This is a genomic window from Acidimicrobiia bacterium (assembly GCA_040902765.1).
In the GTDB taxonomy this organism is placed as follows: domain Bacteria; phylum Actinomycetota; class Acidimicrobiia; order Spongiisociales; family UBA11373; genus DATKBG01.
Genome location: JBBDWO010000028.1, coordinates 34,536 through 49,409 on the forward strand (window position 1 = coordinate 34,536; position 14,874 = coordinate 49,409).

Sequence of the window (14,874 nt, forward strand, 5' to 3'; positions counted from 1 at the left end):
CCACGCTCGCGGCTCGCGGGTCAGCGGTGCGGGGCCCCTACCATCCCGGGCTTATGGAACACACTTTCGTGATGGTCAAACCCGACGGGGTCCAGCGTCGCCTCGTCGGCGAGGTGATCGGGCGCCTCGAACGAAAGGGCCTCACCCTCGAGAAGATGCGCCTGCTGACGATCGACCGGGGCATGGCCGAACAGCACTACGGAGAACACGAGGGGAAGGCGTTCTTCGCCGATCTGGTGTCGTTCATCACCAGCGGTCCGGTCGTTGCGATGGAGTGGTCCGGCCCCAACGCCATCGAGGTGGTACGCAGGCTGATGGGCGCGACCAACCCCCTGGATGCTGCGCCGGGGACGCTGCGGTCCGACTTCGCCACCGAGATAGGGGAGAACCTGGTACACGGGAGTGACTCGCCCGAGAGCGCTGCGCGCGAACTCGGCCTGTTCTTCGGGGAGTAGCGACCGGCTACCCGCTACCAGCCACCAGCGACCGACAACAGTCTCCTGCCCGCGAGGACTCTCCTGGCGGGCGAATTGCGAATTGCGAATCGCGAATTGCGGATCGCGTCTTTCCCTCTTTCATAACGGTTGCCGGGGGGTACACTCGCCAGGCAGCTGGTAGGGGTATTCACCCGGTAGGGGTATTCACATGGCTTCGAGCATGAATCTGATGTCGATGGCCACGCGCGACATGGCCATCGACCTGGGGACCGCCAACACCCTCGTCTACGTGCGCGGCGTTGGCATCGTCCTCAACGAGCCCTCAGTGGTCGCGATCAATACCCGCGACAACCGCGCCCTCGCCGTCGGGCTCGAGGCCAAGCGGATGATCGGACGGACGCCGAGCCACATCCAGGCGATCCGGCCCCTGCGCGACGGCGTCATCGCCGACTTCGACATCACCGAGAAGATGCTGCGGTACTTCATCAAGAAGGTGCAGCCACGGCGCTGGGCTCGACCGCGCATCATCATCTGTGTTCCCTCGGGTATCACGGGGGTCGAGCGTCGCGCCGTAGAGGAAGCGGCCTACCACGCCGGCGCCCGCCGTGCCTACACGATCGAGGAACCGATGGCGGCGGCGATCGGTGTGGATCTGCCTGTCAACGAGCCTGTTGGCTCCGTCATCGTCGACATTGGCGGCGGTACCTCCGAGGTCGCCGTCATCTCGATGGGGGGGATCGTCGTGTCGCGGTCGGCCCGGGTCGGCGGCGACGAGCTCGACGAGGCGATCGTGAGCTGGGTCAAGAAGGAGTACAACCTCCTCATGGGTGACCGCACCGCCGAACAGCTGAAGATCGCCATCGGTTCGGCCTGGCCCTTCTCGGACGAACCCAATGCCGAGGTCCGCGGACGCGACCTGGTGACCGGCCTACCCAAGACGGTGGTGATCACCGCGGCCGAGGTGCGAGAGGCCATCGAGGAAGGGGTGCAGGGGGTCATCGACGCCATCAAGTTCTGCCTGGACAAGACGCCACCGGAGCTCGCCGCAGACGTGATGGACCGCGGCATCGTGCTCACCGGCGGCGGGGCGCTTCTGCGCGGCCTCGACGTCAGGATCGCCAACGAGACTGGTACACCAGTGATCACCGCGGACAACCCGCTCCACTCCGTGGTCATCGGCTCAGGTCGGTGCCTCGAGGAGTTCGACACACTCCAGGACATCCTGACGACCACGGCCGGCAGCGGGATCTAGCGGGCCGGCCGATGTGGCGGCCCGGCGGCATCGACCGCAGCACGTCCCTCCTCATAGGGCTGATCGTTCTCTCATTGACGCTTCTCACCGTGGATTTGCGAGCGTCGGGTGCCGGAGTCGGTGCCACCCTGCGTGAGGGTGTCCAGGGTGTTCTCTCGCCCGTACAGCGGGCCGTGTCGACTGCCACCAAGCCCTTCGCCGGCTTCGTGGAGAGCCTCTCGGATCTGTTCAGTGTCAACGCCGACAACAATCGACTCCGCGAGCGCGTCCTCGAACTCGAGCAGGAGGTGGACCGGCTGCGGAGCCTGGAGAACCGGGTTCGAGAGTTCGAGGTCCTGCTCGGGGTGGTCACCCCTGCCGGTCTCGACACCATTACGGCCGAGGTCCTAGCCGTCGGTATCTCGGAGTTCGATCACATCCGGGTCATCAGCAAGGGCCGCAACGACGGGATCGGCGTCGGCATGCCGGTCATCGACGAAGGTGGTCTGGTCGGCCGTGTGGTGTCGGTCACGGCGACGACGGCTCACGTCCGGCTCGTCGTCGACCCCATCGAGACTGTCGCCGTGCGGGTGGAGCGCACCGGGGAGACGGGCTGGTTGTCGGGTCGCGGCTCGGGTCCGATGATCCTCGAGCTGCTCAACACCGACGCCGCGGTCCTCGCCGGCGACATCCTGGTCACCGCAGACGGCAAGTACCCCTCTGGCATACCCGTGGCGACCGTGGTTCGGGCGGCGCGCTCGGAGGTGGGGTTCTCCCTCCGCACCGAGGCGACGCCGTCGGCCGCACTGAGCCGCATCGACCTGGTTTACGTGCTCGTGTACACGCAGGACTCGCCGGGGATCACGGTCGACGATGGGTCGGGCCGCATTCCGGTCGTGGTCCCCGAAGATCCGGGAGACCGGACTTCCGGGGAGTCGGAGGAGGAACCGGTCACCACCACCACGACCTCCGTCCCCGACGACCCCACGCCGTGAGGACCCGCCACGTACTCATCGCGGCCGCGGTGTTGCTGGTCGCCGTCATTCTTCAGACCAGCCTGTTCGCCCGTATCCGCCCGTTCGACGTGGCGCCGGCGCTGACCGCCCTGGTCCTCGTGGGATATGCGCGTCACTTCCCGCCCGAGACGGCGATGCTTCTCGGTTTCGGTGCAGGTCTCTTGCAGGACCTGCTCGCCGTGTCACCGCTTGGACTGTGGGCCTTGGTGATGACCGCCGTCGCCTATGCGACCGTCCGCTTCCGAGGGCGGATCGAGGAGGACTTCAAGCTGATGACGCCCTTCGTGTTTGCGGTCACGTTTGGTGGTCTCTTCTTGTTTGCGGTCCTCGGTACGATCTTCGGGGAGAAGACACTTGCCGATGGAGGCGCGGTGAAGAAGCTCCTGATGCCCGCCATCTACAACGCCGTGCTCTCTCTGGCCGTTCTCCCCTTCACCGCCTGGACGATCGGGGCGTCGCGGCGGCCGGGTACGGAGTTCAGGTTGTGATCGCTTCGTGGCGGCAGACGACCGTCGGCGCCCTGGTGACCGCCATGATGGTGATCCTCCTGCTACGGCTGTGGTACCTGCAGGTCACCGACGTCGACGACTCCCTGGAGGTCGCCGCCGCCCAGCAGATCCGGATCGTCCCGATCGAAGCGCCGCGGGGGGACATCTTCGACCGCGACGGGCGATTCCTGATGGCGGGCACGATCGCCAGCATGCGGGTGGTGGTCGATCGCCAACTGGTCAACCTGGAGCAGGAAGAGGCCGTTCTCATCCCCAATCTGGCTACGCTGCTCGCCATTCCCGCCGCCGAGATCGTCGCCGAGTTCGACTTGCGCGGGTCCGGGGCTCGGTTTCCCATCGGCGGCGAAGTGTCGAACTCGACGGCCCTGTTCGTCCTCGAGAACATCGATCACTTTCCGGGCGTGAGCGTCGAGCCCGTACCCATCCGCGTGTATCCGCTCACCGAGACGGCGGCTCATGTGATCGGCTACATCGGCGCTCCCGGCGTCAGCGATCTGGAGGCGGGGGCATCCCCCACCGATCGCGTCGGGAAGTTCGGCATCGAGCGATCGTACGAGGAGTACCTCGCCGGTACCCCCGGTGCCATCACCTACCGGGTGAACGCCCGCGGGGACATCCTCGGTGTTCTCGAGGAGCGGCCGCCGCAGCCGGGAGGCAGCCTCATCACCACGCTGGATCTCACCCTGCAACGGGTCACCGAGGAGACCCTCATGCAAGCCATCCAACTCGCCCGGCAGGAAGGCGAGGAAGATGTGATCAGGGCGGCCGCGGTCGTGCTCGACGTCACCGATGGGTCGGTGCTGGCGATGGCGTCGGTTCCCGCATTCGATCCGAGCCTGTTCTCGACCGGCCGCATCTCGGTGGAGGACTGGGAGGCGATGCGGGAGAAGGCCGTCCAGAACAACTTCGCCATCCAGGGCTCCTATCCGCCGGGGTCGTCCTTCAAGACCATCGTCTACGCCCTCGCCCGCCAGTACCCGATCTTTCCGGTGAGCGAGGAGGAGCACGTGGACCACGTCGACCCCAGTGATCCCACGTCGTTCTTCTGCGACGGCCAGCTTGAGTTCGAGGCAACGCCTCTGCTCAACGACTGGAAGCCCGGCGGTCATGGCCTGGTGAATCTGGGACAGTCGCTCCAACAGTCCTGCAACCTCTACTACTGGTCGATCGCGCTGCAGATCTGGGAGCGACGCACCGAGTGGCCCGAGGACCTGCTCCAGCAGTGGGCCCGATCCCTGGGCTTCGGCAGCCGGACCGGCATCGACCTGCCCTTCGAGAGCGAAGGCCTGGTCCCGGACCGGCCCTGGTTCCAGCGCCACCAGCAGCAGCAGACCGGCGTGGTCCGACCGGAGGGTGGGTGGGCCGCCGGTGACGTGATGAACATTGCCACCGGTCAGGGCGCGTTGATCGTCACCCCGCTTCAGATGGCGGTGGCCTACGCCGCCCTCGTCAACGGCGGAACCGTGTGGGAGCCGCGGGTCGTCCAGTCGGTCCGCGACTCACAGAACAACGTCACTTACGCCAACGTCCCCAGTGTCGCCGGGACGATCGAGATCTCCGAGGACACGATCGAGGACCTCAAGCGCGACCTCAATGGCGTAGTCAACAGCACCTTCGGGACGGCTCGTCGCGCTTTCGAGGGGTTCTGTGACGCCGGGGTCCCCGATAGCGCGTGCGTCGCGCTGCGTGAAGTCGGGGGCAAGACGGGCACCGCCGAGATCCGTCAGGCGATCGAGGCGGACGATTCGGACATCGACACCGCGTGGTTCGTGGGTGTGGCTCCCCTCAGCTCACCCAGATACGTTGTCGCCGTCGTCATCGATCAAGGGGGTTCGGGGGGCCTGGTGGCGGCACCAGCGGCCCGGCGGATCTTCCAGTACCTCATGGGCGAGACCCCCGATCCGCTGCGTCGCGGCGACGACACCGAACGATGACCGGGCTGGGTGTGGTCGATCTCCGCGACGACCCGAGACGCGGCCGCCCCGACGTGGTGATGGTGGGCATCGTCGCCGTGCTGACCGCACTCGGGTCGATCCTCATCTACAGCGCGTCGGCGCCGAGGCTGCGACTGGTGGGGGAGAACCCCAATGGCCAGATGGTCCGTCAGCTGATCTTCGTGGCGATCGGGATCGCCGCCATGATCGGCACCTCGCTGGTCACCGACCGGTCGTGGCGGATGCTCACTCCGCTCACCTACGCCGGTGTGATCCTGCTGCTCCTGGCCACGATCAGCCCGCTCGGCGTGGAGCGGCAGGGCGCACAGCGCTGGATCCCCTTCGGGATCATGGACCTGCAGCCCTCGGAGCTGGCCAAGCCGGCGGTGGTTCTCGCGCTGGCGGTGCTGCTCACCCCGGAGAACGAGATCGGAGTGACCTGGCGCCGGATCGGCAAGGTGGCGGCTCTCGTCGCGCTTCCGGCGGCGCTGATCTTCATGCAGCCTGACTTCGGCACCATGTTGGTGTTCGGGTTCATCACCGTGGTGATGCTGTTCATGGCCGGCACCACCACCCGCCAGCTCATGATCCTGCTCGTCGGTGGGCTGCTGGTCATGGTGGCCATCATCGAACTCGACCTGATGCGCGACTATCAGCTCGCCCGCGTCATCGGGTTCCTCAACCCGGGCAGTGATCCTCTGTCGGTGAATTACAACCAGATCCAGAGTCAGATCACCATCGGCAACGGTGGTCTCTTCGGGAGCGGGCTGTTCCAGGGCGCGCAGACCAACCTGGCGTTCGTCCCGGCTCAGTCCACCGACTTCATCTTCACTGCCCTTGCCGAGCAACTCGGGTTTCTGGGGGCGGCCGTGGTGTTGGCGCTGTACACGGTTCTGATCTGGCGGATGCTCGCCGTTTCGGTGGCCGCACGCGACAAGTTCGCGCAGTTGGTGGCCGGGGGGATCGCTGCCATGTTCGCCTTCCACGTGTTCGTCAACGTGGGCATGACGCTTGGGTTGCTCCCGGTGACCGGGCTTCCGCTGCCGTTCGTGTCTTTCGGGGGTTCGTTCTACCTGGGGACTGCGATCTCCGTGGGCATCGTCAACGCCATCTGGATGAACCGCAGCCCGGTACCCGGAGATCGCCGGCTGGCAAGCCTGTAGGGGCGAGAGGCGAGGGGCGAGGGGCCCTAGGGTCAGGCTTCGGCGATGTCGATGCGGGCTTGTTGTGCTTCGGTCGGGTCATAGCAACGCCGGCACCGGGCCTCGTAGGCGTCGGTCGCCCCGATCACGACAAGCTCGTCCGACTCGATCACCCGCTGCGTGAACATCCCGGCTCCCCCGCATCGGTGGCACACGGCGAGGCTCTTGGTCACGTACTCGGCTCGCGTCATGAGCGTCGGAATGGGTTCGAAAGGACGGCCGAGATAGTCGAGGTCGAGGCCGGCGACGATCACCTTCTTGCCCGCCCGCGCCAGTAGGGCGCAGACCTCGACGAGCCCGAGGTCGAAGAATTGGCCTTCGTCGACCCCGACGACGACCGTACGATCCGTCACGCTGCTCATCAGCTCCCCGCTGTCCGCGACCGGCTGCGCCGCGGTGGACAGAGACGAGTGAGAGACGACTTCCTCGGAGGCGTACCGGTCGTCGATGCGGGGCTTGAATGTCTGGGTGGGGACCCGAGCGATGTTGTAGCGGGTGATCCGACGAATGAGCTCCTCGCTCTTACCCGAGAACATGGGCCCACAGATGACCTCGATCCAGCCACGGTCATCCCTTCGGTCCATGGGAGCGAGACTACCGCCGACCGCTCGCCACTGACCACTGGCCCCTCGCCCCTCGCCCCACCCATTCCCCGGACTGTCTCCGACCCCGTGGTACGCTGATGGTCTCGGGCCCGCGCACAGCGGCCCGATCCGTTTGACACTGGAGCACGTTCGAGTGCACACACTTGGCCAGATCGCTCAGCGTCCGGCATCCCGTCGGCGACCGCATCGCGTCGGGGTAGAACGTTCGACTCCGGTGGATTCCCCAGTCAGTGAGAGTCGCCCGCGGACGCGGGCGCCGAAAGGGTTTTTCCATGGGATTGTTTGGCAAGAAGCGCGCCGAAGTGGTACGGCGCGGGGTAGGCGACACCGCGGTCGAGGAGACGGTCAAGCGCCGCGTCGGCGGTAGCGTCGTCGAGATCCGGACGGTCCGGTCGACCGCTCCGGCGCAGAAGAAGCTGCCGGAGCGCAAGCGCCGCGATCCGCGTGGCGATCGGCGTCGGCCGCGCCAGGAGCCGGACATCGTCGTTGCGCCCCCGTCGACCGAGCGCAAGCAGATGCTGGTGCGTCGCACGCCGCACCAGACCCAGATCGTCGTGCTCGAGGGGGCGCTCCTCGTCGAGCACTACGTAGCCCGACTCGATCGTCCCGCACTCACCCACAACATCTACCTCGGCAAGGTGCGCAACGTGCTGCCGGGCATGGAGGCTGCCTTCGTGGACTTCGGCGAGTCGAAGAACGGCGTCCTCTACGCCGGAGACATCCAGATCGATCCGGCCAACGGCAAGCGGCGTCCCCGCATCGAGAAGGCGCTCAAGGTGGGCGATGAGATCCTGGTGCAGGTGGTCAAGGACGCCATGGGCCAGAAGGGGGCGCGCCTCACCAACGAGATCAACCTGTCGGGGCGCTATGTGGTGCTGGACCCCAACGTCGAGAAGCCATCGGTGAGCCGTCGGCTCCCCGATGCCGAGAGGGATCGGCTGCGCGCCATCGCTGCCGATGTGGTGCCCCCGGGCTTCGGGATCATCGTGCGGACCGCGGCCGAGGGTGCCACTGGCGAGGAGATCCAGGCCGACATCGAGCGGCTGCTCGGCGTCTGGGAGGAGATCAACGAGGCCGTGCCCCGCGGTGGTGCGCCCCGTCTCATCCACGAGGACCTTCCCCTGGTGATCCGGGTCATCCGGGAGCACTTCACCAAGGAGTTCCGCAGGCTCCTGATCGACGACCGGGGGATCTACGAACAGGTCCTCGACTACCTCAAGGTCACCGACCCGGACCTGGTGGAACGGGTATCCCTCTACGACGAGGAGCTTCCTGTCTTCGAGCGATTCCATGTCGAAGACCAGCTGCGCAAGGCACTGGATCGCAAGGTGTGGCTGCCGTCGGGCGGGCACATCGTGGTCGATCGGACCGAGGCCCTGACCGTCATCGACGTGAACACGGGCAGGTTCGTCGGCCACTCCAACCTCGAGGAGACCGTCCTGCAGAACAACGTGGAGGCGGCCGAGGAGATCGCTCACCAGTTGAGGCTGCGCGACATCGGTGGGATCATCGTGATCGACTTCATCGACATGGAAGTATCCAAGAACCGTGAGATGGTGCTTCGAAAGCTTCGGGAGGCACTCGCCCGAGATAAGACCCGTACCCAGGTGTTCGAGGTGTCGAACCTGGGCCTCGTCGAGATGACCCGCAAGAACGAGACCGAGGGACTCCTCGAGTCGTTCTCCCATGTGTGTCCGACCTGCGCCGGGCGTGGTGTCGTGCTCTACGAGGAGGCGGCAACCGCCGGCAAGGCGATGCCAAGCGCCGAGGACGCGTAGCCAGGCAGTTACCAGTTACCAGTTACCAGTCTCCAGCCAGGCCCGGTGGGCGCGCTCGGGGATGCGATCCTCTGACGACTTGCGAATTGCGCCCTGTGGCTAATATGCCTCCGTCCCCCCTCTCGAAGGTGCCCGGAGCATGTACGCGATCATCCGCACAGGCGGCAAGCAGGCCAAGGTTCGCGAAGGCGACGTCATCGACGTCGAGCGTTTGCGCGCCGAAGGCGAGGTGACCTTCACCCCGGTGCTCGTCGTCGATGGCAAGGGCAAGGTGTTCTCGGGTCGCGAGGAACTCTCCACGGCCACGGTCACGGCGCGCGTCATCGGAGAGAGCGCGGGCGAGAAGATCGACATCTTCAAGTACAAGGCGAAGACCGGATACCGCAAGCGCGGCGGCCATCGCCAGAAGTACACGCTGATCGAGGTCGTCCAGATCCAACCGCCAAAGGCGGCCAAGGCGGCTGCGGCACAACCGAAGGTCGATGCCGGCGACCAAGCCGACGCTGCCCCCGCCAAGAAGGCGGCTCCCGCCAAGAAGGCACCTGCGAAGGCGGCGCCTGCGAAGGCGCCGACGAAGACCGCTGCAGCCAAGCCCAAGGCAGCGACGAGCAAGAAGTCCGATGAGGCTCCGAAGAAGCCCGCGGCCAAGAAGCCGGCGGCCAAGAAGCCGGCGGCCAAGAAGGACGAGGAGGGCTGAGCGATGTCCAAGACGAAGGGTGGCGGTTCCACCAAGAACGGGCGCGACTCGAGGGCGCAGCGACTCGGAGCGAAGGCCTTCGATGGCCAGACGGTCAGCGCTGGATCGATCCTGGTGCGACAGCGCGGGACGCGCATCCATCCCGGCGACAATGTCGGCCGCGGCCGTGACGACACGCTGTTCGCCATGGCACCCGGCGTGGTCTCATACGGAACCCGTCGTGGTCGCCGCCAGGTGAGCATTCTCACCGACAACTGATCCCTGCCGACCGGAGGCCTCGTGTTCGTAGACGAGGTGGTGGTCCACCTACGCGCCGGTGACGGCGGTGCCGGTGTGGTCTCATTCGAGAAGATCAAGGGTCGGCCGCGGGGCAGACCGCTCGGTGGCTCGGGTGGCCGAGGCGGCGACGTGATCATCGAGGCCTCGACCGCCATGTCGACGCTGCTCGACTACATGCGCCGGCCCCATCGCCGAGCGGGCTCAGGTACCCATGGCAGCGGCGACCTCCAGAGCGGGAAGTCCGGCGACGATCTCGTCCTTCCGGTGCCGCCGGGGACGGTGGTGAAGGACATCGCGGGGACCGTGCTCGCCGATCTGGCCAGACCCGGGCAAAGGGTGACGGTGCTCACCGGAGGCCGCGGCGGCAAGGGCAACCAAGCGCTCTCCGGGCGTCGGCATCTCGCACCTGCGTTCGCCGAGCAAGGCGAGTACGGGGCCAGTGCCGACGTGATCCTCGAACTCAAGCTGATCGCCGACGCTGCCCTGGTGGGGTTCCCCAACGCCGGGAAGAGCACCCTCGTGTCCGTGGTGTCGGCGGCCCGCCCCCGGATCGCCGACTACCCGTTCACGACTCTGGAACCGAACCTCGGCGTCGTCGACGTCGATGGGCGTCAGTTCGTCCTTGCGGACGTTCCCGGGCTCATCGAAGGGGCGGCAGAGGGTCGTGGGCTCGGCCACTCGTTCCTGAGGCACGTGGAGCGAGCGCGGGTTCTGGTGATCCTGCTCGATCCCTCGCCACTTCAGGAGGCGTCGTGCGAGCAGCAGCTGGTGGTCCTTCTCTCGGAGCTGGAGGCACACGATCCGGCCCTGGCCGCCCGGGAGCGTGTGGTGGCGGTCACCAAGGCCGACCTGAGTGAGGCCGCGGAGGCTCATGAGCGGCTGGGTGGGAGTGATGCGGGCATCCATCTCGTGTCCGCGGCCACCGGTGCCGGGGTCGAGGAGCTGATGCACCGGGTAGCCGATGCCGTGGCGCGGGTCGAAGCCGACCTGCCCGACGGGGAGGGCTACATCCTGCACCGGCCCGTGATGCCGGCGTTCGACGTCCACCACGACGGCGAGCGGTGGGTGGTGACCGGCCTCGCCGCCGAGCGCGCGGTGGCCTTCGACGATCTGACCGTGCCCGGAGCCGCCGAGGCGGCGGCGAGGCGGCTGCGCTCGGCGGGCATCGACGCCGTTCTCCGGTCCCAGGGCGCCGTCGACGGCGACGAGGTGCGCATCGGCGAAGTGATCTTCGAGTTCACTGAAGAAGAGGCGAGTAGCGAGTAGCGAGTACCAAGTACCAAGTACCGAATACCAAGTACCAAGTACGGCTGTTGGCTGTTGGCCACTGACCTATCCTCCACTCATGGTTTTCGCGAATCCGCAAGCTGCGCTCGATGCCCTCGCCGCCCAGAAGTACCTCGCCGACCTCGCCGTCGCGCAGGTGGTGTTCCTCGCAGAGCGGCTCGACAAGCCGGTGCTCGTCGAGGGTCCCGCAGGGGTAGGCAAGACCGAGCTGGCGAAGTCCGTCGCCGCAGCGACCGGGCGACGGCTCATCAGGCTCCAGTGCTACGAGGGCCTCGACGAGGCGAAGGCGCTCTACGAGTGGAACTACCGCAAGCAGCTGCTGCGCCTCCAGGCTGCACCGGGGGAGGCGTGGAGCGAGACCGAGTCCGACATCTTCGGCGAGGACTTCCTGCTCGCCCGACCGCTGCTCGAGGCCATCCGATCGCCGGAGTCCGTCGTTCTGCTCATCGACGAGGTCGATCGCGTCGAGGTGGAGACCGAGGCCCTCATGCTGGAGCTGCTCGCCGACTTTCAGGTGTCGATCCCCGAACTGGGCACGATGACGGCGACGACCAGACCGGCGGTGTTCCTCACCTCGAACAACACCCGTGAGTTGTCGGAGGCGCTCAAGCGGCGATGCCTATACCTGCACATCGGGTATCCCACGATCGAGCGCGAGCAGGAGATCCTGCACGCCAGGCTGCCCGGGCTCGATGAGCGTCTCGCCGAGCAGGTGGCCCGGTTCGTCGCCGGGCTCCGCTCCATGCCGCTGCGCAAGCCCCCGTCGGTGAGCGAGAGCCTCGACTGGGCTGCCGCACTGCTCGCTCTGGGCGTGGCTGTGCTGGACGACTCGGTGGCCGCCGACACCCTCAACGTGCTGCTCAAGCACCAGTCCGACATCGACATCGTCGCCAAGGAGCTCGGCGCCGACCTCACCGAGACCTGATGCGTTTTCTCGTCGACTTCATCGGCGAGCTGCGCGAGGTGGGGATCGGCGTGTCGATGGTGGAGGCGGTCGACGCGGCCGCTGCTCTCGACCACATCGACCTTCTCGACCGGGATCAGGTTCGGGCGACGCTCGCCGCAACGCTGATCAAGTCCTCCAGACACCTGGAGGCGTTCGACATCGCTTTCGATGCCTTCTTCGCCACGCGACCTCGACCCTTCGACGGTCCCGAGTCACAGGGTGCCGAACCCCCGGCCGGTGGATCAGCGGGATCGGGTGGCATCGGTGGTGGGGGCACCGATGACGACACCGACCTGATGGAGGCGCTGTTCCGGGCCGTGGACGCCGCCAACGACGACTTGCTGCAAGCGGTGGTTCGGGCGGCGGTCGGGCGCTTCGGGGGCATGGAGTCGGGTCGCCCGGTGGGTGGCACCTACTACGCATATCGGGTGGCCAGGGGCCTCGATCTCGACGCCTTGCGTCGTCGGCTCGAGGCGGTGGGTGAGTCGGATGGCGAGTCGGCCCTCGATCGGCGACTCCGCCTTCAGGAGGTCGGGCGGGTCGTCGAACGGCTGCGCGACATGATCCGCCGGGAGATCACCCGCCGGCTGGTCGCCGACCGCGGCCATCTGCCGGTGGCGAAGACCATGCGTCGCCCGCTGGCCGAGGACATCGACCTGACCACGGCGACGCGTGACGACCTGCAGCGCATCGAACGCGCCGTTCAGCCACTGACCAGAAAGCTGGCGGCCCGGGTGGCCAGGCGCCGGCGTACCGGCCTCGAGGGCCGCCTCGACGTGAGGCGAACCGTCCGACGATCCCTCTCCACCGGTGGGGCGCTCGCCGAGCCCCGGTTCCGAAAGCCGCGGCCGGGCAGACCCGACATAGTCGTCCTCGCCGATGTGAGCGGTTCGGTGGCCACGTTCGCCCGCTTCACCATGCAGCTGGTTCACGCGGTGTCGTCGCAGCTACGGCGGGTACGCGCTTTCGCTTTCATCGACGCCATCGACGAAGTCACCGGTCACTTTCGTCCCGGGACCGACCTCGCCGCGGCGATGGCCCGGGTCGGCACCGAGGCCAGGGTGGTGTGGGTGGACGGCCACTCCAACTACGGCCATGCCTTCGCCCAGTTCGTCGAACAGCATCTCGGGGCGGTGACTCCGACCACCACGGTGATCATCACCGGCGATGCCCGCACCAACTATCACGACCCCCACACCGAGGCGCTGGCGACGATTGCCTCACGAGCGCGGGCCGTCTACTGGCTCAACCCCGAGGATCGGCGCTACTGGGACACCGGGGACTCCGTCATCGGGCTCTATGCGCCGCTGTGTGAGGCCGTGTACGAGGTGCGCAACCTGAGGCAGTTGGAACGCTTCGTCGAGACGATCTCGGTGCTGCGGCGGGACCCGGCCCGCGTGGTCGCGTAAGACTCAAGGTATCGTTGGGGCATGACGATGAAAGGGTCTCGTCGCGAAAGGAACGACACCGTGACCCAGCGTGTGCTCGTCGTAGAAGACTCAGCCGTCATTCAGAGGCTGATCACGGTTTGCCTGCGGCCGGCCGGGGTCGAGGTCGAGACGCGCGACGACGGACCCACCGGACTCGAGGCAGCCATCGAACACCTGCCCGACTTGATCATTCTCGATGTCGGTCTTCCGCGGATGGACGGCTGGGAAGTCCTCGAGCGGATCCGCGCCGACGAGCGCACCAAGTCGATCAAGGTCCTCGTCCTCACCGCGCATGCTCAGGAAGAGACCCGCGAGCGCGCCGATCGTGGCGGTGCCGACGCTTTCCTCACCAAGCCATTCCGCCCCGACGATCTCCGAGGCGTGGCTCTCGACCTTCTCAGCGACCTCGTCACGACCGGCTGACACCACCTCAGGCGACCAGGGCAAGCCCCTTCGCCGGAGCCAGCCGAGCGCACACCCGCGTCGGATCGACGTAGAGCCCTCCCACCCGCACCGACAGATGAAGTGCGGGAATCCCGCGGTCCACTCCCGTTGCTCCTACGACCGTCGCTCGGTCGACCCGCTGCCCAGCCGTCGTCAGGAGTGACGACAGATAGGAGTAGGAGCTCCGTACCGCCCCGCCGTGATCGACGGTCACACTCGCACGGCCGGCGACCATGCCGGCGAAACTGACCACACCGGGAGCGATCGGCCGAACCGGCGTCCCTTCGGGCACCGCCAGGTCTATGCCCCAGTGACCTCCGTAGGCGCCGACGGGAGCAAAGGGTCTGATCATCGGGCCGTCCACCGGCGGGGTGAACAGGCACCACGACAGGGCGAGACCGGCGACGAGTGCCGTCATCCACCGACCGTATACCGACGGCACCGACGATTCCAGGGGGTCCGGGTGTCTCAGATCGCGCCCCGCGGTCAGTAACCTGCTCCGGATGCGCCGCGGCATTCTCGGTGGGACATTCGACCCGCCACACATGGCTCACCTGGTGGCCGGGGAGACGGCGCGCCAGCAGCTGTCCCTCGACGTCGTCACCTTCATGCCGGCGGGTGCACCGTGGCAGAAGGCGGCGCGGGCGGTGACGGAGCCGCGTCATCGGTGGGAGATGACGCTGCGGGCCGTCGAGGGCATCGACTACTTCGAGGCGGACGACCGCGAGATCCGCCGCGATGGCTGGACGTTCACCATCGATACCCTGCTCGAGTTCGCCGACGATGACGTGGTGCTCATCCTCGGCGCCGACGCCGCCGCCGGCCTCCCCACCTGGAACCGGGCCGACGAGGTGGCGCAGCGGGCCACCATCGCAGTGATGCCTCGGCCCGGAGTCGAGCGAGCGGCCGTGGACATTCCAGGCGGACGGGTCGTGTGGCTGGAGGCCCCCGAGCTGGCCCTGTCGGGGACGCTGCTTCGTGCCATTCGCGGCGAGGGGAGAAGCGTCCGGTTCCTCGTGCCCGAGGCGGTGTTCGCCTACATCGAGGAGCACGGGTTGTACCGAGCCTCCTAGCACTGC

General features: G+C 67.0%; 16 protein-coding genes. 14 read left to right on the forward strand and 2 right to left on the reverse strand.

All coding sequences use genetic code 11. The features are described from left to right. Positions 1 to 53: 53 nt before the first annotated feature. The 6 genes from ndk (at position 54) to rodA (ending at position 6,290) form a co-directional block, all read left to right on the forward strand. Positions 54 to 455 (forward strand): nucleoside-diphosphate kinase, encoded by a 402-nt coding sequence (gene ndk, locus WEA29_07690; protein ID MEX2323633.1) that lies wholly within the window; start codon positions 54 to 56, stop codon positions 453 to 455. A gap of 190 nt (positions 456 to 645) precedes the next feature. Next, entirely contained in the window at positions 646 to 1,689 is a 1,044-nt protein-coding gene (locus WEA29_07695; protein ID MEX2323634.1) for a rod shape-determining protein, read from the forward strand. Positions 1,690 to 1,700: 11 nt separating this feature from the next. After that, positions 1,701 to 2,663, forward strand: a complete 963-nt coding sequence (gene mreC / locus WEA29_07700) for a rod shape-determining protein MreC (protein ID MEX2323635.1) — start codon at positions 1,701 to 1,703, stop codon at positions 2,661 to 2,663. Further along, positions 2,660 to 3,172, forward strand: coding sequence for a rod shape-determining protein MreD (gene mreD / locus WEA29_07705; GenBank protein ID MEX2323636.1), 513 nt, complete (start codon positions 2,660 to 2,662; stop codon positions 3,170 to 3,172). The genes mreC and mreD overlap by 4 nt, the downstream gene beginning before the upstream one ends. Beyond that, entirely contained in the window at positions 3,169 to 5,127 is a 1,959-nt protein-coding gene (gene mrdA, locus WEA29_07710) for a penicillin-binding protein 2 (GenBank protein ID MEX2323637.1), read from the forward strand. The genes mreD and mrdA overlap by 4 nt, the downstream gene beginning before the upstream one ends. Beyond that, positions 5,124 to 6,290 carry a rod shape-determining protein RodA gene (gene rodA / locus WEA29_07715; GenBank protein ID MEX2323638.1) on the forward strand — a complete coding sequence of 389 codons (1,167 nt, stop codon included), beginning with the start codon at positions 5,124 to 5,126 and terminating at the stop codon, positions 6,288 to 6,290. Before mrdA ends, rodA begins: the two co-directional genes overlap by 4 nt. Positions 6,291 to 6,322: 32 nt before the next feature. On the opposite strand, the gene WEA29_07720 is transcribed toward rodA, so the two are convergent. Then, positions 6,323 to 6,913, reverse strand: a complete 591-nt coding sequence (locus WEA29_07720) for a thymidine kinase (protein ID MEX2323639.1) — start codon at positions 6,911 to 6,913, stop codon at positions 6,323 to 6,325. Positions 6,914 to 7,206: 293 nt separating this feature from the next. Between WEA29_07720 and WEA29_07725 the strand changes: the two genes are divergently transcribed. From WEA29_07725 to WEA29_07755, 7 genes are all read left to right on the forward strand, one after another. Continuing rightward, a complete protein-coding gene (locus tag WEA29_07725; protein MEX2323640.1) occupies positions 7,207 to 8,712 on the forward strand; it encodes an Rne/Rng family ribonuclease in 1,506 nt (501 codons plus the stop codon). 139 nt (positions 8,713 to 8,851) lie between these two features. After that, on the forward strand, positions 8,852 to 9,409 hold the full coding sequence (gene rplU, locus WEA29_07730) for a 50S ribosomal protein L21 (GenBank protein ID MEX2323641.1): 558 nt from the start codon (positions 8,852 to 8,854) through the stop codon (positions 9,407 to 9,409). A 3-nt stretch (positions 9,410 to 9,412) separates the two neighbouring features. After that, positions 9,413 to 9,667, forward strand: a complete 255-nt coding sequence (rpmA, locus tag WEA29_07735) for a 50S ribosomal protein L27 (GenBank protein ID MEX2323642.1) — start codon at positions 9,413 to 9,415, stop codon at positions 9,665 to 9,667. A 21-nt stretch (positions 9,668 to 9,688) separates the two neighbouring features. Then, positions 9,689 to 10,954 (forward strand): GTPase ObgE, encoded by a 1,266-nt coding sequence (obgE, locus tag WEA29_07740; protein ID MEX2323643.1) that lies wholly within the window; start codon positions 9,689 to 9,691, stop codon positions 10,952 to 10,954. A gap of 79 nt (positions 10,955 to 11,033) precedes the next feature. Further along, positions 11,034 to 11,900, forward strand: a complete 867-nt coding sequence (locus WEA29_07745; GenBank protein ID MEX2323644.1) for a MoxR family ATPase — start codon at positions 11,034 to 11,036, stop codon at positions 11,898 to 11,900. Next, positions 11,900 to 13,330 carry a VWA domain-containing protein gene (locus tag WEA29_07750; protein ID MEX2323645.1) on the forward strand — a complete coding sequence of 477 codons (1,431 nt, stop codon included), beginning with the start codon at positions 11,900 to 11,902 and terminating at the stop codon, positions 13,328 to 13,330. The genes WEA29_07745 and WEA29_07750 overlap by 1 nt, the downstream gene beginning before the upstream one ends. A 21-nt stretch (positions 13,331 to 13,351) precedes the next feature. Then, positions 13,352 to 13,774: a response regulator gene (locus WEA29_07755; GenBank protein MEX2323646.1), complete on the forward strand. Its 423-nt coding sequence runs from the start codon at positions 13,352 to 13,354 to the stop codon at positions 13,772 to 13,774. 7 nt (positions 13,775 to 13,781) lie between these two features. Here WEA29_07755 and WEA29_07760 read toward each other — a convergent pair whose 3' ends face one another. Beyond that, positions 13,782 to 14,213, reverse strand: coding sequence for a M23 family metallopeptidase (locus tag WEA29_07760; GenBank protein MEX2323647.1), 432 nt, complete (start codon positions 14,211 to 14,213; stop codon positions 13,782 to 13,784). Positions 14,214 to 14,298: 85 nt separating this feature from the next. Between WEA29_07760 and nadD the strand changes: the two genes are divergently transcribed. Then, positions 14,299 to 14,868, forward strand: a complete 570-nt coding sequence (nadD, locus tag WEA29_07765) for a nicotinate-nucleotide adenylyltransferase (GenBank protein MEX2323648.1) — start codon at positions 14,299 to 14,301, stop codon at positions 14,866 to 14,868. Positions 14,869 to 14,874: the final 6 nt, after the last annotated feature.

Bases quoted from the DNA above. Each gene is read 5' to 3' on its own strand.
- WEA29_07745 (MEX2323644.1), top strand. From the start codon at position 11,034: ATGGTTTTCGCGAATCCGCAAGCTGCGCTCGATGCCCTCGCCGCCCAG.
- WEA29_07720 (MEX2323639.1), bottom strand. From the start codon at position 6,913: ATGGACCGAAGGGATGACCGTGGCTGGATCGAGGTCATCTGTGGGCCC.
- rpmA (MEX2323642.1), top strand. From the start codon at position 9,413: ATGTCCAAGACGAAGGGTGGCGGTTCCACCAAGAACGGGCGCGACTCG.
- WEA29_07695 (MEX2323634.1), top strand. From the start codon at position 646: ATGGCTTCGAGCATGAATCTGATGTCGATGGCCACGCGCGACATGGCC.
- rplU (MEX2323641.1), top strand. From the start codon at position 8,852: ATGTACGCGATCATCCGCACAGGCGGCAAGCAGGCCAAGGTTCGCGAA.
- WEA29_07725 (MEX2323640.1), top strand. From the start codon at position 7,207: ATGGGATTGTTTGGCAAGAAGCGCGCCGAAGTGGTACGGCGCGGGGTA.
- WEA29_07755 (MEX2323646.1), top strand. From the start codon at position 13,352: ATGACGATGAAAGGGTCTCGTCGCGAAAGGAACGACACCGTGACCCAG.
- rodA (MEX2323638.1), top strand. From the start codon at position 5,124: ATGACCGGGCTGGGTGTGGTCGATCTCCGCGACGACCCGAGACGCGGC.
- ndk (MEX2323633.1), top strand. From the start codon at position 54: ATGGAACACACTTTCGTGATGGTCAAACCCGACGGGGTCCAGCGTCGC.
- WEA29_07760 (MEX2323647.1), bottom strand. From the start codon at position 14,213: ATGACGGCACTCGTCGCCGGTCTCGCCCTGTCGTGGTGCCTGTTCACC.
- nadD (MEX2323648.1), top strand. From the start codon at position 14,299: ATGCGCCGCGGCATTCTCGGTGGGACATTCGACCCGCCACACATGGCT.
- WEA29_07750 (MEX2323645.1), top strand. From the start codon at position 11,900: ATGCGTTTTCTCGTCGACTTCATCGGCGAGCTGCGCGAGGTGGGGATC.
- mreC (MEX2323635.1), top strand. From the start codon at position 1,701: ATGTGGCGGCCCGGCGGCATCGACCGCAGCACGTCCCTCCTCATAGGG.